Source organism: Microbacterium lemovicicum, assembly GCF_003991875.1.
Lineage (GTDB): Bacteria > Actinomycetota > Actinomycetes > Actinomycetales > Microbacteriaceae > Microbacterium > Microbacterium lemovicicum.
In genome coordinates, this window is record NZ_CP031423.1 from 2,575,622 (window position 1) to 2,596,581 (window position 20,960).

Below are 20,960 nucleotides of genomic sequence, written 5' to 3' on the forward strand. Positions count from 1 at the left end.
AGTCAACTAACGCGCCATCGTCGTCGCGGAGTCATCCCCGTTCAGAAGAAAGCCGCGTCATGGCCACCACAGCCCCCACGCCGTCCCGAGCCGCCGCGCTCGACGACGACCGCCCGAAGATGTCGCACCGGCAGGTGCTCGAGGCCCTCTCCGGCCTGCTGCTGGGCATGTTCGTCTCGATGCTCGCCTCGACCGTCGTCTCGACGTCGCTGCCCGTGATCATCCACGATCTCAACGGCACCCAGACCTCCTACACGTGGGTCGTCACCGCGACCCTGCTCACCACGGCCATCTCCACCCCGATCTGGGGCAAGCTCGCCGACCTCACCAACCGCAAAGTGCTGTTCCAGCTCGCGATCGTCATCTTCGTGCTGGCCACCGCCGCCGCCGGCTTCTCGCAGAACCCCGAGACGCTGATCGCCTTCCGCGCCGTGCAGGGCCTCGGCGCCGGCGGCCTGGCCGCCCTCAGCCAGGTGCTGATGGCCGACATCATCAGCCCCCGCGAGCGCGGCCGCTACATGGGCCTGTTCGGTGCCGTCATGGCCGTGGCCACCGTCGGCGGCCCGCTCCTCGGCGGTGTGATCACCGACGCCTGGGGATGGCGCTGGAACTTCTACGTCGCGCTCCCCTTCGCCATCGCCGCGCTCCTCATCGTGCAGCGCACGCTGCACATCCTGCCCCGCGCCCGCCGCAAGGTCTCGATCGACTACCTCGGCATCGTCCTGCTGTCGGCCGCGGTCTCGCTGCTGCTCATCTGGGTGACGCTGGCCGGCGACTCCTTCGAGTGGTGGAGCCTCAGCACCGCCCTCATGGTCGGCGGCGCGCTGCTGGCCGCCGTGCTGTTCATCATGAACGAGCTGCGCGCGCCCGAGCCGCTGGTGCCGTTGTCGCTGTTCCGCAACCGCACCTTCACCCTCGCGGTCGTGGCCTCCATCGCCACCGGCATCGCGATGTTCGGCGCATCGGTCTTCCTGAGCCAGTACATGCAGCTGGCCCGCGGCGCGACCCCCACCGAGGCCGGCCTCATGACCATCCCGATGATCGCCGGACTGCTGCTGTCCTCCGTCGGCGTCGGCGCCCTCATCACCCGCTACGGACAGTGGAAGCCGTACCTCATCACCGGAGCCGTGCTGCTGACCGCGGGCGCGTTCCTGCTGTCGACCATCCACTACGACACGAACTTCGCCCTCGTCTCGGTCTACATGTTCCTGCTCGGCGCCGGCGTCGGCATGACGATGCAGAACCTCGTGCTCGTCGTGCAGAACACCTCGTCGCCCTCCGAGATCGGCGTCGCCAGCTCCGGCGTCACGTTCTTCCGCAGCCTCGGCGGCACCATCGGCGTCTCGGTCATGGGGGCGGCCCTGGCCACCAGCGTCACGACCCAGCTCGGCGACCGGCGCGACGAGCTCCAGACCGCGCTGATGAGCCTCGGCGCGCAGGCCCAGGAGTGGGCGGCGCAGCTGCAGTCGGGCACCCTCCCTCAGGTGCGCGACATGCCCGCCGCGCTCCAGGTCATCTTCGAGGACGTCTACGCCACCGGCATCTCGCACTCCTTCCTGATCGCGGTGCCCTTCGCCGTGGTGAGCCTGATCGCCGTCCTCTTCCTGCCGAACAAGCCGCTCACCACGATGACCACCAGCGAGCGCCTGCAGGCGGCCGAAGCCGACGTCGCCACCGTCTCGGTCCCCGAGGCGATGGGCACCCTCACCGCGACCGGCACCGTGCGGACCGTGGCGGCCGACGACGCCGCCGCGGAGACGGCTCAGCCCGCCACCCGCACCGACGGCTCGCTGCGCGCCGACAAGAGACTGCGCGCCGACAGCCCCGTTCGCGCCGACGGCCCGCTGCGCACCCGGCGCGGCAATCCGGTCCGCACCCCGTCCGAGACCCGTCTCAGCCGCCGGTAATGTCGAGGACGATGACCACTCCCGAGAGCCTCGAGGCGCGCACCGCTGCGGTGCGCGCCCTCGAGGCGGAGTTCGGGGAGCTGCTCAACCGCGTTCGCCGCATCATCTCCGCCAACGCCGAGCGCGTCAGCCCCGGCATGCTGCCCGGCGCCTACAAGGTGTTCACCACCATCGTGAACCGCGGCGCGGTCACGCAGTCCTCCCTCTCCGAGACGCTCATGGCCGACAAGGGGCAGATCAGCCGGACGGTGCGCGAGCTGGAGAGCCTCGGGCTCGTGGAGCGCACGCCCGATCCGGCCGACGGTCGCTCCAGCATCCTGTCTCCGACCGAGCTCGGCCGGCAGCGGCTGGCCGCCGCGCGCGAGCCGCAGGAGGACACGCTGATGAAGACGCTCGACGCCTGGCGGATCGATGACATCGGCAACCTCACGCGCCTGCTGCACGCCCTGACCGCGGGCATCACCCCGTCGTCGACCGAGGGCTCCTGACCTCTTTCCGAGGCTCCTGACGCCGGCTCAGGGCTTCCGACGTCCGCCCGACACACGCGGGCCGCAGGATTAGTGCGCCGGTAGCACCGGCGTAACACCGCGGAGACACAGCGACGTTTGACTGGAACTCCTCTCGATGAGGAGTGCGGCCGACGTCGGCGCGCACGCGGAAGGAGCCGTGCGATGAAGACCCGCCCGCTGCGCACCACCGTCAGTCGCCCTGACGCACTCGCCACCGTGGAGACGCCGCCCGAGACGATGCGCGCCGCCGTCATCGACGGCCCCGGACCCGCGTCCGCGCTCCACCCCGCCACCCTGCCGACCCCCACGCCGGTGCTCAGCGAGCTGCTCGTGCGCGTCGTGGCCGCCGGGGTGAATCCGATCGACGCCGAGACGCGGGCGGGCGCCGGCGTCTCCTCCGCGATCGACGCCTACCCGGCGGCGCTGGGCTTCGACTTCAGCGGCGTCGTGGTGAGCTCCGCCTACGAGTCGCACCCCCTGCCGGTCGGCACCTCGGTCTTCGGCATGGCGCCGTTCCCCCGCTCCGGCGGCAGCTACGCCGAGTACGTCGTCGTGCCGGCGCTGTCCGTCGCCCGCAAGCCCGCCGCGCTCTCGCATGTCGAGGCCGCCGGCGTGCCGCTCGCGGCCCTGACCGCATGGGGCATCGTCGTGGAGACCGCCCATGCCCACGAAGGCCAGCGGATGCTGATCCACGCCGGCAGCGGAGGCGTCGGGCACTTCGCGGTGCAGTTCGCGGCGTACCTGGGGGCGTCGGTCACGACGACGGCGTCGGCGCGCAACGCCGCCTGGCTGCGGGAGCTGGGCGCCACCGTGGTCATCGATCACACCACGACCCGGTTCGAGGACGTGGTGTCGGGAATGGATGTCGTCATCGATCTCGTGGGCGACCTGCACGATGCCACGAGCACCCGCTCCCTCTCGGTGCTGCGACCCGGCGGCCTGCTGGTCGTGGTGCCCTCGGGCTCCTCCCCCGGGTTCGCGGAGGCGGCCCGGGCCGCCGGGGTGCGCGCGACCGGCTACCGCGTCATCCCCGACGGCAGCGCCCTGGCCACGATCGCGCGGCTGCTGGACAGCGGCGCGGTGCAGGTCTACGTCGACCGGGTGTTCGGCCTCGACGATGCCGCGGCCGCGCACGCGCAGCTCGAGGACGGCCACACGCGCGGCAAGATCGTGCTGCGCATCACCGACGACTGACCGGGTCGAGCACCCGGCGTCCCTCGGTGATGACCGCGTCGGCGACGGCGTCGAGCAGCTCGGACCGCAGGTTCCACTGCTGCCAGTAGAGCGGCACGTCGACCGGATCGCCCGGCAGGGCGATGAGCCGCCCCGCCCGCACGGCGTCGGCCGACTGGAAGGGAGGGAGGAGTCCCCACCCGAGCCCCGCCGACACCGCGGCGGCGAAGTCGGCGGAGGCGGGGATGCGGTGCCGTGGAGGAACCGCCGCGTCCACGCCTCGCGCGCGCAGCCACCGGGTCTGCAGGTCGTCGCGCCGGTCGAAGTCGACCACCGGTGCCGCCTGCAGCTCGTCTGCGGTGACGCCCTGGCCGAACCACCGCGCCGCGAAGGCCGGCGTCGCCACCGCCTCGTAGCGCATCGATCCCAGCGCACTCACCCGACAGCCCGCGACCGGGATCTCGCGGGAGGTCACGGCCCCCATCACGGTGCCCGACTCCAGCAGCTCCGAGGTGAACTCCTGGTCGTCGCGGTGGATGTCGAAGACGACCGCGCGCTCCTCCGACAGGCGGGCGAGAGGCGGCAGGAACCATGTCGCGAGCGAGTCCGCGTTCACCCCCAGCGGGATGCTGACCCGTGCGCCCTCGTCTCCCACGCCGAGCTCCGAGACGGTGTCGTGCGCGAGGAGCGCGACCTGGCGCGCCAGCCGCACCACGGCCTCGCCGTCCGGCGTCGCGCGCGCCGGCCGGGAGCGCACGAGCACGACCTTCCCGATGATCTCCTCGAGCGACTTGATGCGCTGGCTCACGGCGGACGGGGTGATGTGCAGCGTGCGCGCGGCGGCGTCGAGCGTGCCCTCGTCCACGACGACGGCGAGCGTCTCTGCCAGCTCGAGGGGGATCCTCATCGTAAGACAGGCTAATGCAGCGGAAGTCACGTGAGCTGTACTGAACACGCTCTTCGCTCTAGCGTCGAATCGTGTTCACCTCCGTCCTCGCCGGCCTCGGCCTCGGCTTCTCGCTCATCGTCGCCATCGGAGCGCAGAACCTCTTCGTGCTGCGCCAGGGCCTCCGCCGCGAGAACGTGGTCGTCATCGCCGCGATCTGCGCGGTGTCGGATGCTGCGCTCATCATCCTCGGAGTCTCGGGCATCGGGCTGGTCCTGCAGGCCGTGCCGTGGCTGATCGACGTCGTCAGATGGGCCGGGGCCGCCTTCCTGCTCGTCTACGGGCTGCTCGCCGCCCGCCGGGCCTGGCGCCCCTCGGGTCAGGCGCTCGAGGTCGCCGAGACGGAGCGCATCGCCGACGGCGTAGCCCCGGCGACGGGCGGCGCAACCGCGACGCGCACGATCTCCACACGCGCCCGCACCGGTCTCGTCCCCGCGGTCCTGACGTGCCTCGCCCTCACCTGGCTGAATCCCCACGTCTACCTCGACACGGTGTTCCTCCTGGGCACCGTGGCCAACACGCACGGCGCGGACCGCTGGTGGTTCGCCGCGGGCGCGGTGACCGCCAGCATCCTGTGGTTCTTCGGTCTCGCCTTCGGCGCCCGCTTCCTCGGGCGCTGGCTGTCCACGCCGCGCGCGTGGCGCATCCTCGACGGCGTCATCGCGATCGTCATGATCGCTCTGGCCGTCAGCCTGGTGCTGCCGCACTGAAACGAAAGGCCGCGGCATCCGGCACGATGAGGGGATGAAGCGCGTGCACGTCCTCGTCCGCGGCGAGGTCCAGGGGGTCGGCTACCGGTACACCGCGAAGATGACCGCCGACGAGGCGGGCGTCACCGGCTGGGTGCGCAACCGCCGCGACGGATCGGTCGAGGCCGAGGTGCAGGGCAGCGCCGCCGCCGTCGACGAGATGCTGGCCTGGATGGCTCAAGGTCCGCCGGGTGGCCGTGTGGACGCTGCGCAGGTCGACGACCGCGACGCCGTCGACGAATCCGGTTTCGAGGTCCGCGCGACGGCCTAGGGCAGCCCGGCCGCCAGCTCGGCGAACACCTCGGCCGCGTCGTCGCGGTCGCCGATCGCGGCCGATTGGCCCGCCCACAGCGACAGCAGATCCTCGTCGCCGCGGGCCGAGGCCGCGGCCCGGAAGACCCCGGTGAGCCAGTTCTGCGCCGGGAACGGCGCGATCATGCCGCTCGCCTCGATATCGCGCACGGCGCGGTTCGGGATGCCGCGGGCCAGCCTTCCGCTCATCGCGCGGGTCAGCACGGTGCCGGTGTCGGAGGACGCCGCCAGCGCCCGCCGGTGCGCCTCGGTCGCGGCCGACTGCCGGGTGCGCAGGAAGGCGGACCCCACCTGCACGCCGGACGCGCCCAGCGCGAACGCCGCCGACACCCCGCGACGATCGGCGATGCCGCCGGCGGCGATGACGGGCACCCGCACGGCGTCGACGACCTGCGGTACCAGCGACATCGTGCCGACCAGCGACTCCTCGGCGCGCGCGAGGAACGAGACGCGGTGTCCGCCGGCCTCGCTGCCGCTGGCCACGACGGCGTCCACGCCGCCCTCCTCCAGCGCGACCGCCTCGGCGACGGTCGTGGCGGTGCCGATGAGACGGATGCCGCGGCTCCGCGCCTCCTCGACCTGGTGCGGCGCCGGCACCCCGAACACGACGCTGACGGCGGCGGGTGCAGCATCCCTCACCGCCTCCCACTGCTCATCGACGGACGGCAGGAAGGCGGCGGGCGTCTCGGGGACGTCGACGCCCGCGGCCGCGAAGAGCGGGGCGAGGGCGTCGAGGAACGGCGCCAGCGGCGGATCGCCGGGGAGCACCTCCTCGCCGGTCGGCAGCCAGAGGTTGAGCGCGAACGGGCGGCCGGTCCGCGCTCGGAGCTCGGCCGCGGTCTGCGCGATGCGCTCCGCGGCGTATCCGTACAGTCCGTAGCCGCCCAGTCCCCCGAGCTCGCTGACCGCAGCCGTCAGGGCGACGCTCGAGAGCCCGCCGAACGGTCCGAGCAGGATGGGCGTCTCGATGCCGAGCAGATCGGCGAGCGTGCGGGTCATCCCCGTGACGCTACCGGGCGAGCCGAGCGGAGGGATGCATCCCGCACCGGGGCGACGCCAGCACCCCATCCGCGGCCGGGAACGGCAAAGGGCCCCACCCGGAGGTGAGGCCCTTCGTGCGATGCGTGTCGGCTCAGAGAGCGTTGACGTCCAGCGGGATGCCGGGGCCGAACGTGGTCGACACCGCACCCTTCTGGATGTAACGGCCCTTGGAGCTGGACGGCTTGAGGCGGACGATCTCCTCGAGCGCGGCGGCGAAGTTCTCGTCGAGCTGCTCGTGCGAGAACGAGGCCTTGCCGACGACGAAGTGCACGTTGGCGTGCTTGTCGACGCGGAACTCGATCTTTCCGCCCTTGATCTCCTCGACGGCCTTGGCCGGGTTCGGGGTGACCGTGCCGGTCTTCGGGTTCGGCATCAGACCGCGGGGTCCGAGCACCTTTCCGAGACGGCCGACCTGGCCCATGAGCTCGGGGGTGGAGACGGCGGCGTCGAAGGCGGTGTAGCCCCCGGCGACCTTCTCGATGAGCTCGGCGCCGCCGACCTCATCGGCACCCGCGGCGATGGCGGCCTCGGCGGCCGGACCGGTCGCGAAGACGATGACGCGGGCGGTCTTGCCGGTGCCGTGGGGCAGCATGACGGTGCCGCGCACCATCTGGTCCGCCTTGCGGGGGTCGACGGCGAGCTTGAGCGCGACCTCGACGGTCGAGTCGAACTTCGCCGATCCGGTGTCCTTCGCGATCGCGACGGCCTCGGTGGGCGAGTAGAACGTGTCCGGCGCGATCTTCGCGGCGGCGGCCTTGTAAGCCTTGGACTTGGTTGCCATGATCCTTATTCCCCTCAGCCCTCGACCGTGATGCCCATGGAGCGGGCGGTACCGGCGATGATCTTCGCCGCGGCGTCGATGTCGTTCGCGTTCAGGTCGGGCTGCTTCGTCTCGGCGATCTCGCGGACCTGAGCCTGCGTGAGCTTGCCCACCTTGGTGGTGTGCGGCGTCGCGGAGCCCTTCGACAGGCCGGCGGCCTTCTTGATGAGCTCGGCTGCCGGGGGCGTCTTCAGGATGAACGTGAAGCTGCGGTCCTCGTAGACGGTGATCTCGACGGGGATGACGTTGCCGCGCTGGGCCTCGGTCGCCGCGTTGTACGCCTTGCAGAACTCCATGATGTTGACGCCGTGCTGACCGAGCGCGGGCCCGATCGGGGGCGCCGGGTTGGCGGCTCCTGCCTTGATCTGGAGCTTGATCAGGCCGGTCACCTTCTTCTTGGGTGCCATGTCTCTTCCTTTCGTTCGAACCGGATGCCGTGGCATCCTGTTCTCCCGCGTGCCCGGCATCTCCGGACCGCGGTCGTCCGCGCACGCCGAAGCGACGCAAACCACCCAAGCTTACCTCATGCGGGGCGGACCCTCTCCCGCGGGGCAGCCCGACTGTGGCCCGCTCCCCGGCTGGCTGCCGGTGGCCCCGTCCTCCCCCGGGTGGCTGCCGGTGGCCTCGTCCTCCCCGGGTTACCCGCTCCGGCCCGCCTCTCGCGTGCACGATCGCGGAGATGTGCAGGATGACGGATGCTGGGGGCTGCAGCATCCGTCCTCATCCTGCACATCTCCGTCGCCACGCCCGCCGGGTGGCTGCCGGCGGCCCCGTCCTCCCCCGGCCTACCCGCTTCACCCGGACCCGCCTGACCTCCCCTCACCCCGGCGCGCCTCTCGCAAGCACGATCGCGGAGTTGTGCAGGATGACGGATGCTGGGGGGCTGCAGCATCCGTCATCCTGCACATCTCCGTCGCCACGCCCGATCACGCGGCGCGGTGAAGCCCCTGCGCGACGGCGAGCACGATCACGTCATGCACCTCGGCCCATCGCGTCATGATCTGCACGTAGTCCAGGCGGATGACGTGGAAACCCAGCAGCATCAGCCGCGCGTCATGGGCGATGTCGCTGCGGCGCTGAGCCCCGACGTGGTGTCCGCCATCGACCTGCAGGACAAGACGATCGCCGATCAAGAAGTCGACGCGATGACCACCGAGCCATACCTGCTGGCGGATCGGCAGCCGGAGGAACCGCAGCCGCACGGGGATGAACGTCTCGAGCCCAGAGTCGGAGTGCACGGAGCACGCCTCGAGGAGCGAGCGCGCGGCGGTCGACAGTGGCAGGAGACGGACGGCCTCACGCGTCACGTGCCCGTGCCGGAGCGCCGACTCCCACACAGCGAGGGCGCGCTCGTGCGGCTGGCAGCTCACGACTGCGGCAAGCGCGTTCTCGACGCGGTCCACCAGGACATCCGGATGCCGCGGCACCAACGGTCGCGCCCAGTGGACGCGGGTGCCCTCCCGGACTTCGCCGATGTGCCGATGCGGATCCGCCGCCACGTGGACTGCGCCGTCGTCGAAGACCCAGAGTCCGAGACGTTCCGCCTGAGTGAGGCAGGTGAGCACCACGCCCGCGCGAGCCGCGGCCATCAGCGCAGGATCGGCCTCCGGGAGCGCGACCCAGCCGTTTCGCGGACGCAGCAGCACGCGCGCCGCGACCGCCTGCTCGATCGCCCGGCGAGGCACACCCGCGTGCCGAAGGGCGGCCACCCGCATGACGCCGCCGGCCACGGCGACCGCCTCAGTGAGAATCACCATCCCGGCAGGCTCGCGCATGACGGTGGAGGCAGGCCCAGTTCCCGTCACGATCGGAGAGTATGCGCGCCGGCCGCCTAGATGGGGAGGGATCGGTCCCCACGCAAGAGTGCGGAAATGTGCAGGATGCCGGACCACTCGGGCCCGAAGCATCCGCCATCTCGCACATCTCCCCCGTCCTGCACACCCACTCGAAATCCCTCCCGGCGCCGCACATCTCCGCGCACTGCGCAAGAGTGCGGAAATGTGCAGGATGCCGGACCACTCGGGCCCGAAGCACCCGTCATCTCGCACATCTCCGCCGTCCTGCACACCCGCTCGGAAACCCGCCCGGCGCCGCACATCTCCGCGCACTGCGCAGAAGTGCGGAAATGTGCAGGATGCCGGACCAGTCGGGCGCGAAGCATCCGCCATCTCGCACATCTCCGTCATTCTGCACAGATGGGGGACGAAGGGACCGAGGAACCGAGGAACCGAGGAACCGAGGAACCGAGGAACCGAGGAACCGAGGAACCGAGGAACCGAGGAACCGAGGAACCGAGGAACCGAGGAACCGAGGGACGGAGCGACGGGGGCCGAGGGAGCGAGGAACCGAGGAACCGAGGAACCGAGGAACCGATCAGAACCGTCCACGTAGATCAGAGACACCCCCGAAACGCCGAAAGCGCCCCGTCTCAGACGGGGCGCTTCCGGTGACAGAGATGGGTCAGAGCTTGGTGACCTGGTCGAACGAGAGCTCGACGGGCGTCTCGCGCTCGAACAGCGAGACGAGCACGGTGAGCTTGCCGCTCTCGGGCTTGATCTCGGAGATCGTGCCGGGGAGCCCGGCGAACGAGCCCTCCTTGATCGTGATGGTCTCGCCGACCTCGAAGTCGACCTCGGCCGGGATCGAGCGCGCGACCGGCTGACCACCCTTGCCGGAACCCGCCTTGGCCGGAGCGACCTCCTTGACCTCGACGAGGCTCTTCAGCATGTTGAAGGCCTCCTCGAAGCGCAGCGGCGTCGGGTTGTGCGCGTTGCCGACGAAGCCGGTGACGCCGGGCGTGTGGCGCACGACCGACCAGGTGTCCTCGTTGAGGTCCATGCGGACGAGCACGTAGCCGGGGATCCGGACGCGCGTGACCATCTTGCGCTGGCCGTTCTTGATCTCGACGACGTCCTCCATCGGGACCTCGACCTGGTAGATGTCGTCCTCGACCTCGAGCGTCGACTTGCGCTGCTCGATGTTGGCCTTCACCTTGCGCTCAAAGCCGGCGTAGGAGTGGATGACGAACCACTTGCCGGGAAGCGACCGCAGCTCGGCGCGGAACGCCTCGTACGGGTCGACGTCCTCGTCATCCTCGTCACCGTCGACCGGCGACTCGTCACCGTCGGCCGGCGACTCGTCACCGTCGAGCGGCGCCAGATCGTCGACCGCTTCGGCGTCGGCGACGTCGACGTCCACGGGGGCCTCGGCGGCGTCCGCCGGGTCGACGGAGGCTTCGACCTCGTCGACGACGGATGCCGCGGCATCCACCTCCTGGACGAAGTCGGCGTCGAGCACCGGCTCGTCCTCGTCGCCGTTGACGTCGGGTCCGTCGTACGGCGTGACGTCGTCGGCGTGGGCGGCGACGTACTCCGCCTCCTCCTCGGCGAGCGAGTCGGTGAGGACCTCCGCTGCGGCCTCGGCCTCGGCGGCCTCGTCGATGTGCAGGGCGTCGTTCACGATGGCGTCGGCCTCCGGGTCTTCGATGTCGATCTCATCCAGGTCGGAGTCGTCCGTCTCGTCGTCGGAGTCGTCCACGACGTGCAGAGCGGCGTGCTCGGCGGGCTCGACGGAACGCTCGTCGGCCGCGAGCTGGTTGCCCTCCTGGGCCTCGTCGTCCTCCGAGGACTGCTCCGCAGCGGTCGCCCAGTCGGCGTCGTCGACATATCTTTCAGTCACAAGAAATCACTTCCGTTGGTGGTGCGGATCGGTCGTGCCGTTCCGCCCGCGTCGTGGGCTCAGGGGGTCGCGCCGCCCGGAACGCCGAACACGACGGTCGTGATCCAGACGAACAGCACGTCGAGGCCGTAGACGACCGCCATCATGACGACGACGAATCCGAGCACGACCGCCGTGAACTTCAGCAGCTCCTGGCGCGTCGGCGTGACGACCTTGCGGAGCTCTGCGAAGACCTGGCGGATGAAGATGGCGATGCGCTGGAAGAAGTTGGGCTTCTTCTCGCGCGGGGCATCGCTCTTGGCGACGACCTCGCCCTTCGGCTCGTCTTGGACCATCGATCCCACCTGATTACCTTTCGTGTCAGCTTCAGCTGACGCATCGTGCACCGGCGCACGCGCCGATACGCGCAGGGCGGACAGGAATCGAACCTGCAACCTGCGGTTTTGGAGACCGCTGCTCTGCCAATTGAGCTACCGCCCTAGAGACCTGGGCCTCGGGCGTCTGCGTTTCGACCGCCGTGCCGGACCTTCGTGAGAAGCCCCGAGAACGGGGGGCATGGCGAAAGAATGCAGACTTCTACTGCACTCGCCAGTGTACGGCATGCCCCCGGCCGGGTCGAACTCGCACCGGGGTCCGTCGCACCGCGGGCGGCACGGCCGGAGACCGGATGCCGCGGCATCCGGTCTCTCTCACACGCCCTGGTGCTTGCGGCGATAGGCCGCCCACGTGACGGCCCACGTCGCGGGATCGTCGAGGCCGGAGCCGTCGATCTGGGCGACGACCTGGTTGTGCGGGGCGCTGCGCACCATCTCGGGGTCGCGCCGCCCCTCCTCGAGCACGTGCGCGAGCACGTCGATCCACTCGTCCAGGTCCTCCTTCGACCACATCTCCCCCGCCTCGGGGGTGAAGGGCTCCGGCGTCAGCCACGGCTCGTGCGCCAGCCAGTAGGCGTCGATCCCGAAGTCGGTCATGCGGTTCTGCACGTCGACGGTGGTGAGCCCCGTCTCGGCGGCGTACTCCTCGAGCGAGTAGCGCGTCATCTCCAGCCGCGGCAGCGCCTTGCCGGCGAAGGCCATCGTGACGCCGTCGAGCGCCATCAGGCGCGTCTCCATGTAGTTGTTGGCCAGCACCGACAGGTCGGCCGCCTCGCGGAGGCCGTCGGTGCCCATCGCCCGCGTCCACGAGTAGGCCTTGATGACCTGCGGCACGTTGCCGAGGAACTCCCGCACCCGCCCGATGCTCTGCTCCGGCTCGATGAGGTCGTACACGTCGCCGTTCTTGACGATGCGCGGACCGGGGAGGAACGGCGCGAGCGCCTCGGAGCAGCCGTAGGCGCCGACGGAGGGACCGTTGCCGCCCTTGTTCGCGCCGAAGCTCTTGTGGAGCATGTACATGCAGGCGTCGAAGCCGAGATCGTGGGCGCGCAGGCGGGTCATGACGCCGTTGAAGTTGGCGTTGTCGTAGAAGGCGAGCCCGCCGACCTCGTGCACCGCATCGATGAACTCGCGGATCCGCGGGTTGTAGATGCCCATGTCGTCGGGGTTGTTGAGCACGAGCGCCGCCGTGTCGGGGCCGATGACGGCCTTGAGCGCCTCGAGCGAGGGATACCCCTCCTCCTCCACGGGGAGCGTGATGACCTCGAAGCCGGCGGCCTTGGCCGTCGCGGGGTTGCACGGGTGCGCCTGGGCGGTCGTGATCACCTGCGTGCGCTGCGCGAGCTCGCCCCGGGAGGCGTGGTACGCCCGCGTGATGACGGCGTTCAGGTATGCGGCATCCGCCCCTCCCCCGGGCTGGAAGCTGAAGGCCGCCATCCCCGACAGGTTGCGCAGCTCGTCCTCCATGTCGTGGACGAGTCCGAGCACCCCCTGGTAGGTCGCGGGGTCCTGCCGGGGGTGCACCGCGGCGATCTCCGACCGGGCGGCGACGGCGTCGTTCACCGTCGGGTTGTGCTTCATCGTGCACGTGCCGAACAGGCTGATGCCCATCATCCCCATCGTCTGCTGCGACAGATGGGTGAAGTGGCGACGCACCTCGTACTCGGCGAGCTCCGGCAGGTCGGAGTCGCGCTCGCGACGGAGATCCTCGGGCAGAGCGGACGTGCCCTCCGGCGCCCACGAGGCCGGCGGGACGAATCCCCGGCGGCCGGGGGCGCCGAGCTCGTAGACGACCTTCTCGTCCCACGAGGCGGCGTGGAAGCGGCGGACGGCGCTCATCGGGCCGTCACCTCCTCCAGCGCGGTGATCAGGGCTCTCACATCGGCCTCCGTGGTGAGTTCGGTGACGCAGTACAGGGCGCAGCCGTCGAGCCCGTCGTGGCTGCCGGTGAGGTCGTGTCCGCCCAGGATGCCGCGGGTCAGCAGTGCGGCGTTGATGTCGGCGACCGGCATCCCGGTGCCGCGGAAGTCGACGACGAACTCCTTGAAGACGCGGTCGAGATGCGGCACGGACACCCCGGGGAGCGCATCGAGCAGCTCCGCCGTCGCGCGGGCGTTGGCCGCGTTCGTCTCCGCGAGCTCCCGCATGCCCGCCGGACCGAGGAGCGAGAGGTACACGGCCGCGCGGACCGCCCAGAGGTAGACGGAGTTGCCGGTCCAGTCGTTGCCGAGCTCCCGCGAGCCGTAAGAGCTCTGCGCGAAGAGCGTCATCCCGAACGCCCGCTCCCCCTCGCGCAGCGTCGGGGCGATGCTCACCTGAAGCGTGGGGAACTCGCGGGCGTAGCGCTCCTCGTCGCGCGAGGCGATGAAGCCGCCGACGCCTCCGCCGGCGTAGAGGTGGATGCCCAGCGGCTGGATGGAGCCGACCAGGATGTCGGCGCCTGCGGCCGCCGGTGAGGCCAGGGCGCCGAGCGCGATCGGGTCGACGCCGACGACGGCCTCCGCGCCCACGGCATGGGTCGCCTCGATCAGCGCGGCCATCTCGAGCTCGATGACCCCCCAGGAGTTCGGGGTCTCGAGGTAGACCGCGGCGACGTCGTCGTCGAGCACGGCGGTGAGCGCGGCCGGGGAGACGGTGCCCGTCGCCGGGTCGACGGCGACCTCGCGGACGGTGAGGGCGCCGTCCAGCTCGCGGGAGCCGCAGTAGGTGTCGATGACGAGGCGGCGCTCACGGTCGACGTTCGAGGGGATGACGACCACCGAGCGACCCGTGAGGCGCGCCGCCATGCGCAGGGCGTGGCCCGCCGCGCAGCCCCAGCTGTAGACGGGCAGCCCGACGAACTCGAGGTCGAGCAGCGCGCCGAGCTGCGAGGTGAACTCGAACCAGGCCTGGTTGCGCCCGTGGTCGGAGCTCGGCGTGCCCCACACCGACGTGGAGATCTCGGGACGGGCGGCGATCTCGTCGCAGAGCGCCGGCACGTAGTGCTTCCAGTAGCCGCCGCCGAGGAACGAGATGTGCGAGTCCGTCGAGATGCCGCCGCGGAGGCGGCCCTCCAGCATCCGTCGCAGCTCCAGCTCGGAGCGGATGCCCGGCCGCGCGGCGATGGCGTCATCGGCCCGGTCGCGCTCCGGGATCTGCGCGAACAGCTCTTCGGCCGACGCGACGCCGACCGCCTCGAGGAGGGCCTGGCCGCTCTGGGCGGCGGAGTTCGCCATATAAGGGTGCGCGGATGGTGTCATCGTGCTTCTCCTGATCGGGTGTTCCGGTCGATGCGCGGTCAGGCCGCGGCGTCGACGACGTTGAGGACGGTGGTCTGCCGGGCGCCGGTGCGCACGCGACGATAGCCGAGCAGCGGATGCCGCGACCCGGCCGGTTCGCCGCCGAGACCGTCGTCGGCGTCGATGTAGAGGACGGGCGGGACGAGCGTGGCGACCTTAGACGACGTCGCGACGATCGACACCCGGTCGGCGCCCAGTGCCGACAGCACCCGCGGGCTCAGCTCGTGGTTGCCGCGGCCCAGGAGGAAGCCCTGACCGCCCACGACGCCGAGTACGAGGCGGGGATCGGCGGCAGCGCTCACGACCGCCAGCAGGCGCTCCTCGTCGACGTCGAGCTCGACGGCGCCGGACGGATGCCGCACATCCACCCCGCGGAGGGTGCCGGCGACGCCGAGGGCGTCGGCCAGCGCGGCCGCGGTGGTGCCGGGGCCGATGATCCAGGTTGTCGCCGGTCCGCTCGCGCGCAGCAGCTCCGCCGCGATCGCGCGGCGCTCGCCCGCATCGGACGGTGCCGAGGAGCCGCCCTTCGCGCCCTGCAGGGGCTCGCCCGCGCGCGCGGCGCGCAGAGCGGCGATCACTCCCGGGGAGCCGTCGGCCGCGGCATCCAGGACGTCGGCGGTCTCGTCCCACGCCCGCCCGGCCGTCAGCTCGGCGAGCAGCCGCCCCGCGGCCTCCGGCGAACGGGAGAAGACCTGCGAGTGCATCTTCACGCCCGAGGGCACGCCGATCACCGGCACCGCCAGGCCGATCGCCTCGGCGATGTCGGTGGCCGTGCCGTCTCCGCCGGAGAAGAGGAGCGCGTCGATGCCGTCGGCGATCAGCCTCCGAGCCGCCGCCAGGGTGTCGCGGCGGGTGGTGGGGCCGGTCGCCTCCTCGACGACATCGACCCGCGCGTCGAACCCGGCGGAGCGCAGCGCGTCCGCGCCGAGCAGCCCGGGGGCCGACACGAGACGCGCCGCGCCGCCGCGCGCCTGCCAGGTCTCGAGCGCACGCACGAGGCGCCGGCTCGAGCGCCCGGCCGCGACCGCGTCGGCGAACCGATCGGCAGCGAGCAGGTCGGTGCCGTGCATCGCCAACGTGCCGCCGAACCCGGCGATCGGGTTCAGCAGCACGCCGACGCGCATGGTCATCGTCAGGACGCGCTCCGCCGGGCCTCGACGGCGCGATCGAGTCCGGCGCGGACGCCCACGACCATGCGCTCGAGCTCATCGCGGGTGGTCACGAACGGCGGGGAGAACGACACGGTGTCGGCCTCGGGCAGCGCGCGCGTGATGACGCCCGCCTCGCGGGAGTGGAGCGTGACCGCCGTCGCGAACGCGCCCTGCGCCGCGAACGGCCGCAGCGGCTCGCGGGACTCGACGAACTCCAGCGCGGCCATCAGGCCCTTGCCGCGGATCTCGCCGACGTTCGGGTGGTCGCCGAACTCCGCGCGCAGCAGCTCGTGCAGGTAGGCGCCGTTCTCGGCCACCTGCGCGATCAGGCCGTCGCGCTCGATGATGTCGAGGTTGGCCATGGCCGCGGCCGCCGCCAGGGGGTGCGCGGAGTAGGTGTAGCCGTGACCGAAGCTGCCGTACTTCGCCGACCCCTCCAGCAGCACCTGCCAGACCTTCTCACTGACGAGGACGGCCGAGAGCGGCACGTAGGCCGAGGTGATGCCCTTCGCGACCGTCATCAGGTCGGGACGCATCCCGACGGCGTCACTGCCGAACGGCACGCCCAGGCGCCCGAAGCCGTTGACGACCTCGTCGGCGATGAGCAGCACGTCGTAGCGGTCGAGCACCTCCTGGATCTTCGGGAAGTACGTGTCGGGCGGCACGATGACACCGCCGGCGGCCATGACCGGCTCGGCGATCATCGCGGCGACGGTCTCGGGACCCTCGTCGAGGATGAGGGTCTCGAGCTCCGCGGCGAGCGCGGTGGAGAACTCCTCGTCGCTCTGGCCCGGCGCCCGCTCCCACAGGCGGTGCGGCGGGCGGACGTGGCGGATCATCGGCAGCGGCAGGTCGAAGCCGTCGTGCAGGTTCTTGAGCCCGGTCAGCCCGCCGGACAGCACCGTCACGCCGTGATAGCCGCGGCGGCGGGAGATGATCTTCTTCTTCTCCGGCCGGCCGAGCACGTTGTTGTAGTACCAGACGAGCTTCGCCTGCGTGTCGTTCGCGTCGGAGCCGGAGTTGCCGAAGAACACCTTGCTCATCGGCACCGGCGCCATGCGGATCAGCCGCTCCGACAGCAGCGCCGGCAGCTCCGTCCCCATCGAGGAGAACGCGTGGAAGTAGGGCAGCTTCGACGCCTGCGCGTGGAGCGCGTCGGCCATCTCGGGGTGGGAGTAGCCGACGTTCACGCACCACAGCCCCGCCATGGCGTCGAGATAGTCCCGGCCGTTGCTGTCGGTGACGGTGGCGCCATGACCCTCGACGATCGTCAGCGGCGGCCCGTTCTGCTCGTGGGCCGCGAGGTTGGTCATGGGGTGGAACAGGTAGGCCCTGTCCAGCTCCTCGATCTGCATTCGGTACACCTTCGTTCGTTCGCTTTACGCACTACTGGTCGCATTTCGCACATTACCCGTATGCTGGACGCGGTTCAAACGATTTTCGATGTTCACAGAAAGCAGTAGGTGATCATGTCCTCCACCCGTCGCGCACTCCTCGAAGGCGATCTCCTGCGCACGCAGCTCCATTACGGGGGGCAGTGGCGCGACGGCTCCGCCGGCGAGCGCCGCCCGGTCACGGATCCGTCGACCGGCGAGGAGATCGTTCAGGTCGCCGTGGCCACGGCCGAGGACGTCGAGGCGGCCGTCCAGGCGGCGCACGAGGCGTTCCTGTCGTGGTCGAAGGTGCCCGCGCCCACCCGCGCCCGCACACTGCGCCGGTGGTACGACCTGGTGGTCGAGAACGCCGACGACCTCGCGCAGATCCTCACGTGGGAGCAGGGCAAGCCGCTGGCGGAGGCCCGCGCCGAGGTGCTCTACGGCGCCTCCTTCATCGAGTGGTTCGCCGAGGAGTCCAAGCGCCTCTACGGCGAGGTCATCCCCACGAACAACCCCGACCGCCGCATGATGACGACGCGCAACGCGGTCGGCGTCACCGCCGCGATCACCCCGTGGAACTTCCCCGCCGCGATGATCCTCCGCAAGGCCGCGCCCGCGCTGGCCGCGGGCTGCTCCATGATCATCAAGCCGGCCGGTGAGACGCCGCTGTCGGCCTTCGCGCTCGTCGCCCTCGCCGAGAAGGCGGGTCTCCCCGCCGGCGTGCTCAGCGTCGTGAACGGCTCCGGAGCGCTCATCGGCGAGGTGCTCACGAGCCACGACCTGGTGCGCACGATCAGCTTCACCGGCTCCACCGAGGTCGGGCGCACGCTCATGGCCCAGTCGGCCGGCACCCTCAAGCGGCTCGCCCTCGAGCTCGGCGGCAACGCGCCGCTCATCGTCTTCGACGACGCCGACCTCGCCAACGCGGTGAAGGGCACGATCGACTCGAAGTTCCGCAACGCCGGGCAGACGTGCGTGTGCGCCAACCGCATCTACGTCCAGGCCGGCATCCACGACCGCTTCGTCGACGCCCTCGCCGAGGCCATCGACAGGCTGCGGGTCGGCGACGGCCTCGAGCCCGACACCACCCAGGGCCCCCTCATCTCGCAGGCGGCCGTCGACAAGGTGGCCTCCCACATCGCGGATGCCACGGCCAAGGGTGCCTCGGTGGTGCGCGGTGGCGGCGTGAACGAGCGGGGCGGCACGTTCTTCGACCCCACGCTGCTCGTCGGCGCGACCCAGGACATGGTCGTCGCCCGCGAGGAGACCTTCGGGCCGCTCGCACCCGTCTTCAAGTTCGAGACGGAGGAGGAGGCCATCGCGATGGCCAACGACACCGAGTTCGGGCTGGCCGGCTACTTCTTCAGCCGCGACATCGGCCGGGTCACCCGTGTCGCCGAGGCGCTCGAGGTGGGCGTCGTCGGTGTGAACACCGGCCTCATCTCCTACGAGGGCGCGCCTTTCGGCGGCATCAAGCAGTCCGGCATCGGCCGCGAAGGGTCGCTGCACGGCATCGACGAGTACACCGAGCTCAAGTACATCTGCATCGAGGGCGTCTCGTGACAGATCCCACCCGCATCTGAGGAGCACGCCATGGTGATCACCGCGCCGGAGACGGACCGGGCCTCCGGAGAGTTCGTCCAGTCGCTCGATCGCGGACTGGCCGTCATCCGGGCGTTCTCGAACGACCACGACATGCTGTCGCTCGCCGACGTGGCGAAGATCACGAACCTCAGCAGGGCAGCGGTGCGGCGCGCCCTTCTGACCCTCGAGACACTCGGGTACGTCGGGAGCCGTCAGAGCCGCTTCTACCTCCGGCCGCGGGTGCTCGACCTGGGCTACGCGTTCCTGTCGTCCTCGTCGAGCATCGACATCACGCAGGACGCCCTGCGACGGCTGTCGGCGCAGATCGGCGAGTCGGTGTCGGCCTGCGAGTACGACGACGGCGACGTGGTCTACGTGGCGCGCGCCGCGACCGAGACGATCATGCCCATCCGGCTCGGGATCGGGCGGCGCCTGCCGGCGTTCTGCACCTCGACGGGCCGGGTGCTGCTGTCGCAGATGTCTCCCGGCGAGCTCGACGCGTACTTCGCGATGTACCCGCGCGAGAAGGTCTCACCCGTGACGGTGACCGACGAGCAGGCGCTCCGCGACATCCTCGCGCAGGTCCGGGAGCAGGGGTGGTCGCTGAACGACCGCGAGGTCGACCTCGGTGCGCGCTCGATCGCCGCACCGATCGTGGGCGCCGACGGCCGCTACGTCAGCGCCGTGAACATCTCCGTCTCGACCTCGCGCGTCTCTGTGGAGCAGCTGATGTCGGACCACCTCCCGCAGCTGCTCAGCGCGACCGCCAAGATCAGCGCGGACCTCGCGATGATCCAGCGCCGCGACACCTGATCCCGCCGGGGAGACCGGTGCGGCGCCGCCGCGCCGGTCGTCCCGCGCGACCGTTCCCGACCGAAAGAGAGACACCCCGTGGCACGTCCCGCCTCCCGTCTGTTCAGCCCCATCACCGTCAACGGGCTGACCATCCCGCACCGCCTCTGGGTGGCGCCGATGTGCCAGTACTCGTCGGTGGACGGGATGCCGGCCGAGTGGCACCTCGTGCACCTCGGATCCTTCGCCATCGGCCGGGCGGGCATGATCATGACCGAGGCGGCCGCCGTCTCGCCCGAGGGCCGGATCAGCCCGGACGACGTCGGCATCTGGAACGACGAGCACACGGCGGGCTGGCGGCGCGTGGTGGACTTCGTCCACGGCATGGACAGCCTCATCGGCATCCAGCTCTCCCACGCCGGCCGCAAGGCGTCGACCTACCCGCCGACCCGCGGCCGGGGGTCCGTCCCCGCCGAGGAGGGCGGCTGGACGACGCTGGGCCCGTCCGACACCCCCTACGGAACCTTCACCGTCCCCGTCGCCATGGGCACCGACGACATCGCGAAGGTCGTGCGCGACTACGCCGACGCCGCGACGCGCGCGGTGGAGGCCGGCTTCGACCTCGTGGAGATCCACGCGGCCCACGGCTATCTGCTCGGACAGTTCCTCTCCCCCACCTCGAACCGTCGCACCGACGCGTACGGCGGCGACGCCGCCGGCCGGGAGAAGCTGCTGCACGAGGTGATCGCGGCGGTGCGCGAGCGCATCCCGGCCGCCATGCCGCTCGTCCTGCGCGTCTCGGCCACCGAGTGGGTGCCCGACGGCGTGACCGTCGAGGACACCATCGAGACGCTGCGGCGCATCGACGGCGTGGATCTCGTCAGCGTCTCGTCCGGCGGCAACGACCCGCGCCAGGCCATCCCCTCCGGCCCCGGCTACCAGCAGCCCCTGTCCCGGGCCGTGCGCGCGGCCGTCGATCTGCCGGTCGGCGTCGCGGGTCTCATCACCACGCCCGAGCAGGCCGAGGCCGCGCTCGGCGCCGGTGACGCCGACGTGGTCTACGTCGCCCGCCAGTTCCTCCGCGAGCCGACCTTCCCGCTGCGCGCGGCGGCCGCCCTCGGAGGCGAGCTCGAATGGGCGTGGCAGTACAACCGCGCCAAGTACGTCGAGTCGATCCCCTGATCGGCGCGCGGGCGCCACGCCCCCGCACACGCGCAACGGCCGTCCGGATCACCGGGCGGCCGTTCCGCGTTCCGAGGCCGGACCGCAG

19 protein-coding genes and 1 tRNA gene are annotated in these 20,960 nt (G+C 71.0%); 8 read left to right on the forward strand and 12 right to left on the reverse strand.

All coding sequences use genetic code 11. The annotated features are described in order from the left end of the window. Nucleotides 1-59 precede the first annotated feature (59 nt). The 3 genes from CVS47_RS12075 to CVS47_RS12085 all read left to right on the forward strand — a co-directional run bounded on the left by CVS47_RS12075 (nt 60) and on the right by CVS47_RS12085 (nt 3,610). Nucleotides 60-1,907 carry an MDR family MFS transporter gene (locus CVS47_RS12075; protein WP_378790314.1) on the forward strand — a complete coding sequence of 616 codons (1,848 nt, stop codon included), beginning with the start codon at nt 60-62 and terminating at the stop codon, nt 1,905-1,907. 11 nt (nt 1,908-1,918) lie between these two features. After that, the gene (locus CVS47_RS12080; protein WP_127096299.1) at nt 1,919-2,395 is read left to right on the forward strand and encodes a MarR family winged helix-turn-helix transcriptional regulator; all 477 of its coding nucleotides are present in this window, start codon (nt 1,919-1,921) and stop codon (nt 2,393-2,395) included. A gap of 183 nt (nt 2,396-2,578) precedes the next feature. After that, nucleotides 2,579-3,610, forward strand: coding sequence for an NADP-dependent oxidoreductase (locus CVS47_RS12085; protein ID WP_378790315.1), 1,032 nt, complete (start codon nt 2,579-2,581; stop codon nt 3,608-3,610). On the opposite strand, the gene CVS47_RS12090 is transcribed toward CVS47_RS12085, so the two are convergent. Next, a complete protein-coding gene (locus tag CVS47_RS12090; protein ID WP_127096300.1) occupies nt 3,597-4,496 on the reverse strand; it encodes a LysR family transcriptional regulator ArgP in 900 nt (299 codons plus the stop codon). The genes CVS47_RS12085 and CVS47_RS12090 overlap by 14 nt on opposite strands. A 71-nt stretch (nt 4,497-4,567) precedes the next feature. On the opposite strand from CVS47_RS12090, the gene CVS47_RS12095 reads away from it, so the two are divergent. Together CVS47_RS12095 and CVS47_RS12100 are read left to right on the forward strand one after the other, a co-directional pair. Then, entirely contained in the window at nt 4,568-5,245 is a 678-nt protein-coding gene (locus CVS47_RS12095) for a LysE/ArgO family amino acid transporter (protein ID WP_127096301.1), read from the forward strand. A gap of 34 nt (nt 5,246-5,279) precedes the next feature. After that, nucleotides 5,280-5,555, forward strand: a complete 276-nt coding sequence (locus tag CVS47_RS12100) for an acylphosphatase (RefSeq protein ID WP_127096302.1) — start codon at nt 5,280-5,282, stop codon at nt 5,553-5,555. Here the strand turns inward: CVS47_RS12100 and CVS47_RS12105 are convergent. From CVS47_RS12105 to CVS47_RS12155, 11 genes are all read right to left on the reverse strand, one after another. Beyond that, nucleotides 5,552-6,595, reverse strand: coding sequence for an NAD(P)H-dependent flavin oxidoreductase (locus tag CVS47_RS12105; RefSeq protein ID WP_127096303.1), 1,044 nt, complete (start codon nt 6,593-6,595; stop codon nt 5,552-5,554). The genes CVS47_RS12100 and CVS47_RS12105 overlap by 4 nt on opposite strands. A gap of 133 nt (nt 6,596-6,728) precedes the next feature. Further along, entirely contained in the window at nt 6,729-7,418 is a 690-nt protein-coding gene (gene rplA / locus CVS47_RS12110) for a 50S ribosomal protein L1 (RefSeq protein WP_127096304.1), read from the reverse strand. Nucleotides 7,419-7,432: 14 nt separating this feature from the next. Then, entirely contained in the window at nt 7,433-7,864 is a 432-nt protein-coding gene (gene rplK, locus CVS47_RS12115; protein WP_127096305.1) for a 50S ribosomal protein L11, read from the reverse strand. A 519-nt stretch (nt 7,865-8,383) separates the two neighbouring features. Beyond that, nucleotides 8,384-9,214: an endonuclease domain-containing protein gene (locus CVS47_RS12120; RefSeq protein WP_127096306.1), complete on the reverse strand. Its 831-nt coding sequence runs from the start codon at nt 9,212-9,214 to the stop codon at nt 8,384-8,386. A gap of 703 nt (nt 9,215-9,917) precedes the next feature. Next, nucleotides 9,918-11,135, reverse strand: coding sequence for a transcription termination/antitermination protein NusG (gene nusG / locus CVS47_RS12125; protein WP_127096307.1), 1,218 nt, complete (start codon nt 11,133-11,135; stop codon nt 9,918-9,920). Between the two features lie 59 nt (nt 11,136-11,194). After that, nucleotides 11,195-11,470 (reverse strand): preprotein translocase subunit SecE, encoded by a 276-nt coding sequence (gene secE / locus CVS47_RS12130; RefSeq protein WP_127096308.1) that lies wholly within the window; start codon nt 11,468-11,470, stop codon nt 11,195-11,197. A 72-nt stretch (nt 11,471-11,542) separates the two neighbouring features. Next, nucleotides 11,543-11,615 (reverse strand) — tRNA-Trp (locus CVS47_RS12135). Nucleotides 11,616-11,824: 209 nt separating this feature from the next. Continuing rightward, entirely contained in the window at nt 11,825-13,348 is a 1,524-nt protein-coding gene (gcvPB, locus tag CVS47_RS12140; protein ID WP_127096309.1) for an aminomethyl-transferring glycine dehydrogenase subunit GcvPB, read from the reverse strand. Then, nucleotides 13,345-14,724, reverse strand: coding sequence for an aminomethyl-transferring glycine dehydrogenase subunit GcvPA (gcvPA, locus tag CVS47_RS12145; RefSeq protein WP_127096310.1), 1,380 nt, complete (start codon nt 14,722-14,724; stop codon nt 13,345-13,347). Before gcvPA ends, gcvPB begins: the two co-directional genes overlap by 4 nt. 62 nt (nt 14,725-14,786) lie before the next feature. Then, entirely contained in the window at nt 14,787-15,917 is a 1,131-nt protein-coding gene (locus tag CVS47_RS12150; protein WP_127096311.1) for an ATP-NAD kinase family protein, read from the reverse strand. A gap of 2 nt (nt 15,918-15,919) precedes the next feature. Beyond that, on the reverse strand, nt 15,920-17,293 hold the full coding sequence (locus tag CVS47_RS12155; protein WP_127096312.1) for an aminotransferase: 1,374 nt from the start codon (nt 17,291-17,293) through the stop codon (nt 15,920-15,922). A 114-nt stretch (nt 17,294-17,407) separates the two neighbouring features. On the opposite strand from CVS47_RS12155, the gene CVS47_RS12160 reads away from it, so the two are divergent. The 3 genes from CVS47_RS12160 (at nt 17,408) to CVS47_RS12170 (ending at nt 20,872) form a co-directional block, all read left to right on the forward strand. Then, the gene (locus CVS47_RS12160) at nt 17,408-18,877 is read left to right on the forward strand and encodes an NAD-dependent succinate-semialdehyde dehydrogenase (RefSeq protein WP_127096313.1); all 1,470 of its coding nucleotides are present in this window, start codon (nt 17,408-17,410) and stop codon (nt 18,875-18,877) included. A 30-nt stretch (nt 18,878-18,907) separates the two neighbouring features. Continuing rightward, complete coding sequence (locus tag CVS47_RS12165) at nt 18,908-19,711, forward strand: IclR family transcriptional regulator domain-containing protein (protein WP_127096314.1); 804 nt, start codon at nt 18,908-18,910, stop codon at nt 19,709-19,711. 78 nt (nt 19,712-19,789) lie between these two features. Beyond that, the gene (locus CVS47_RS12170) at nt 19,790-20,872 is read left to right on the forward strand and encodes an NADH:flavin oxidoreductase/NADH oxidase (RefSeq protein ID WP_127096315.1); all 1,083 of its coding nucleotides are present in this window, start codon (nt 19,790-19,792) and stop codon (nt 20,870-20,872) included. The last annotated feature ends 88 nt before the right edge of the window (nt 20,873-20,960 follow it).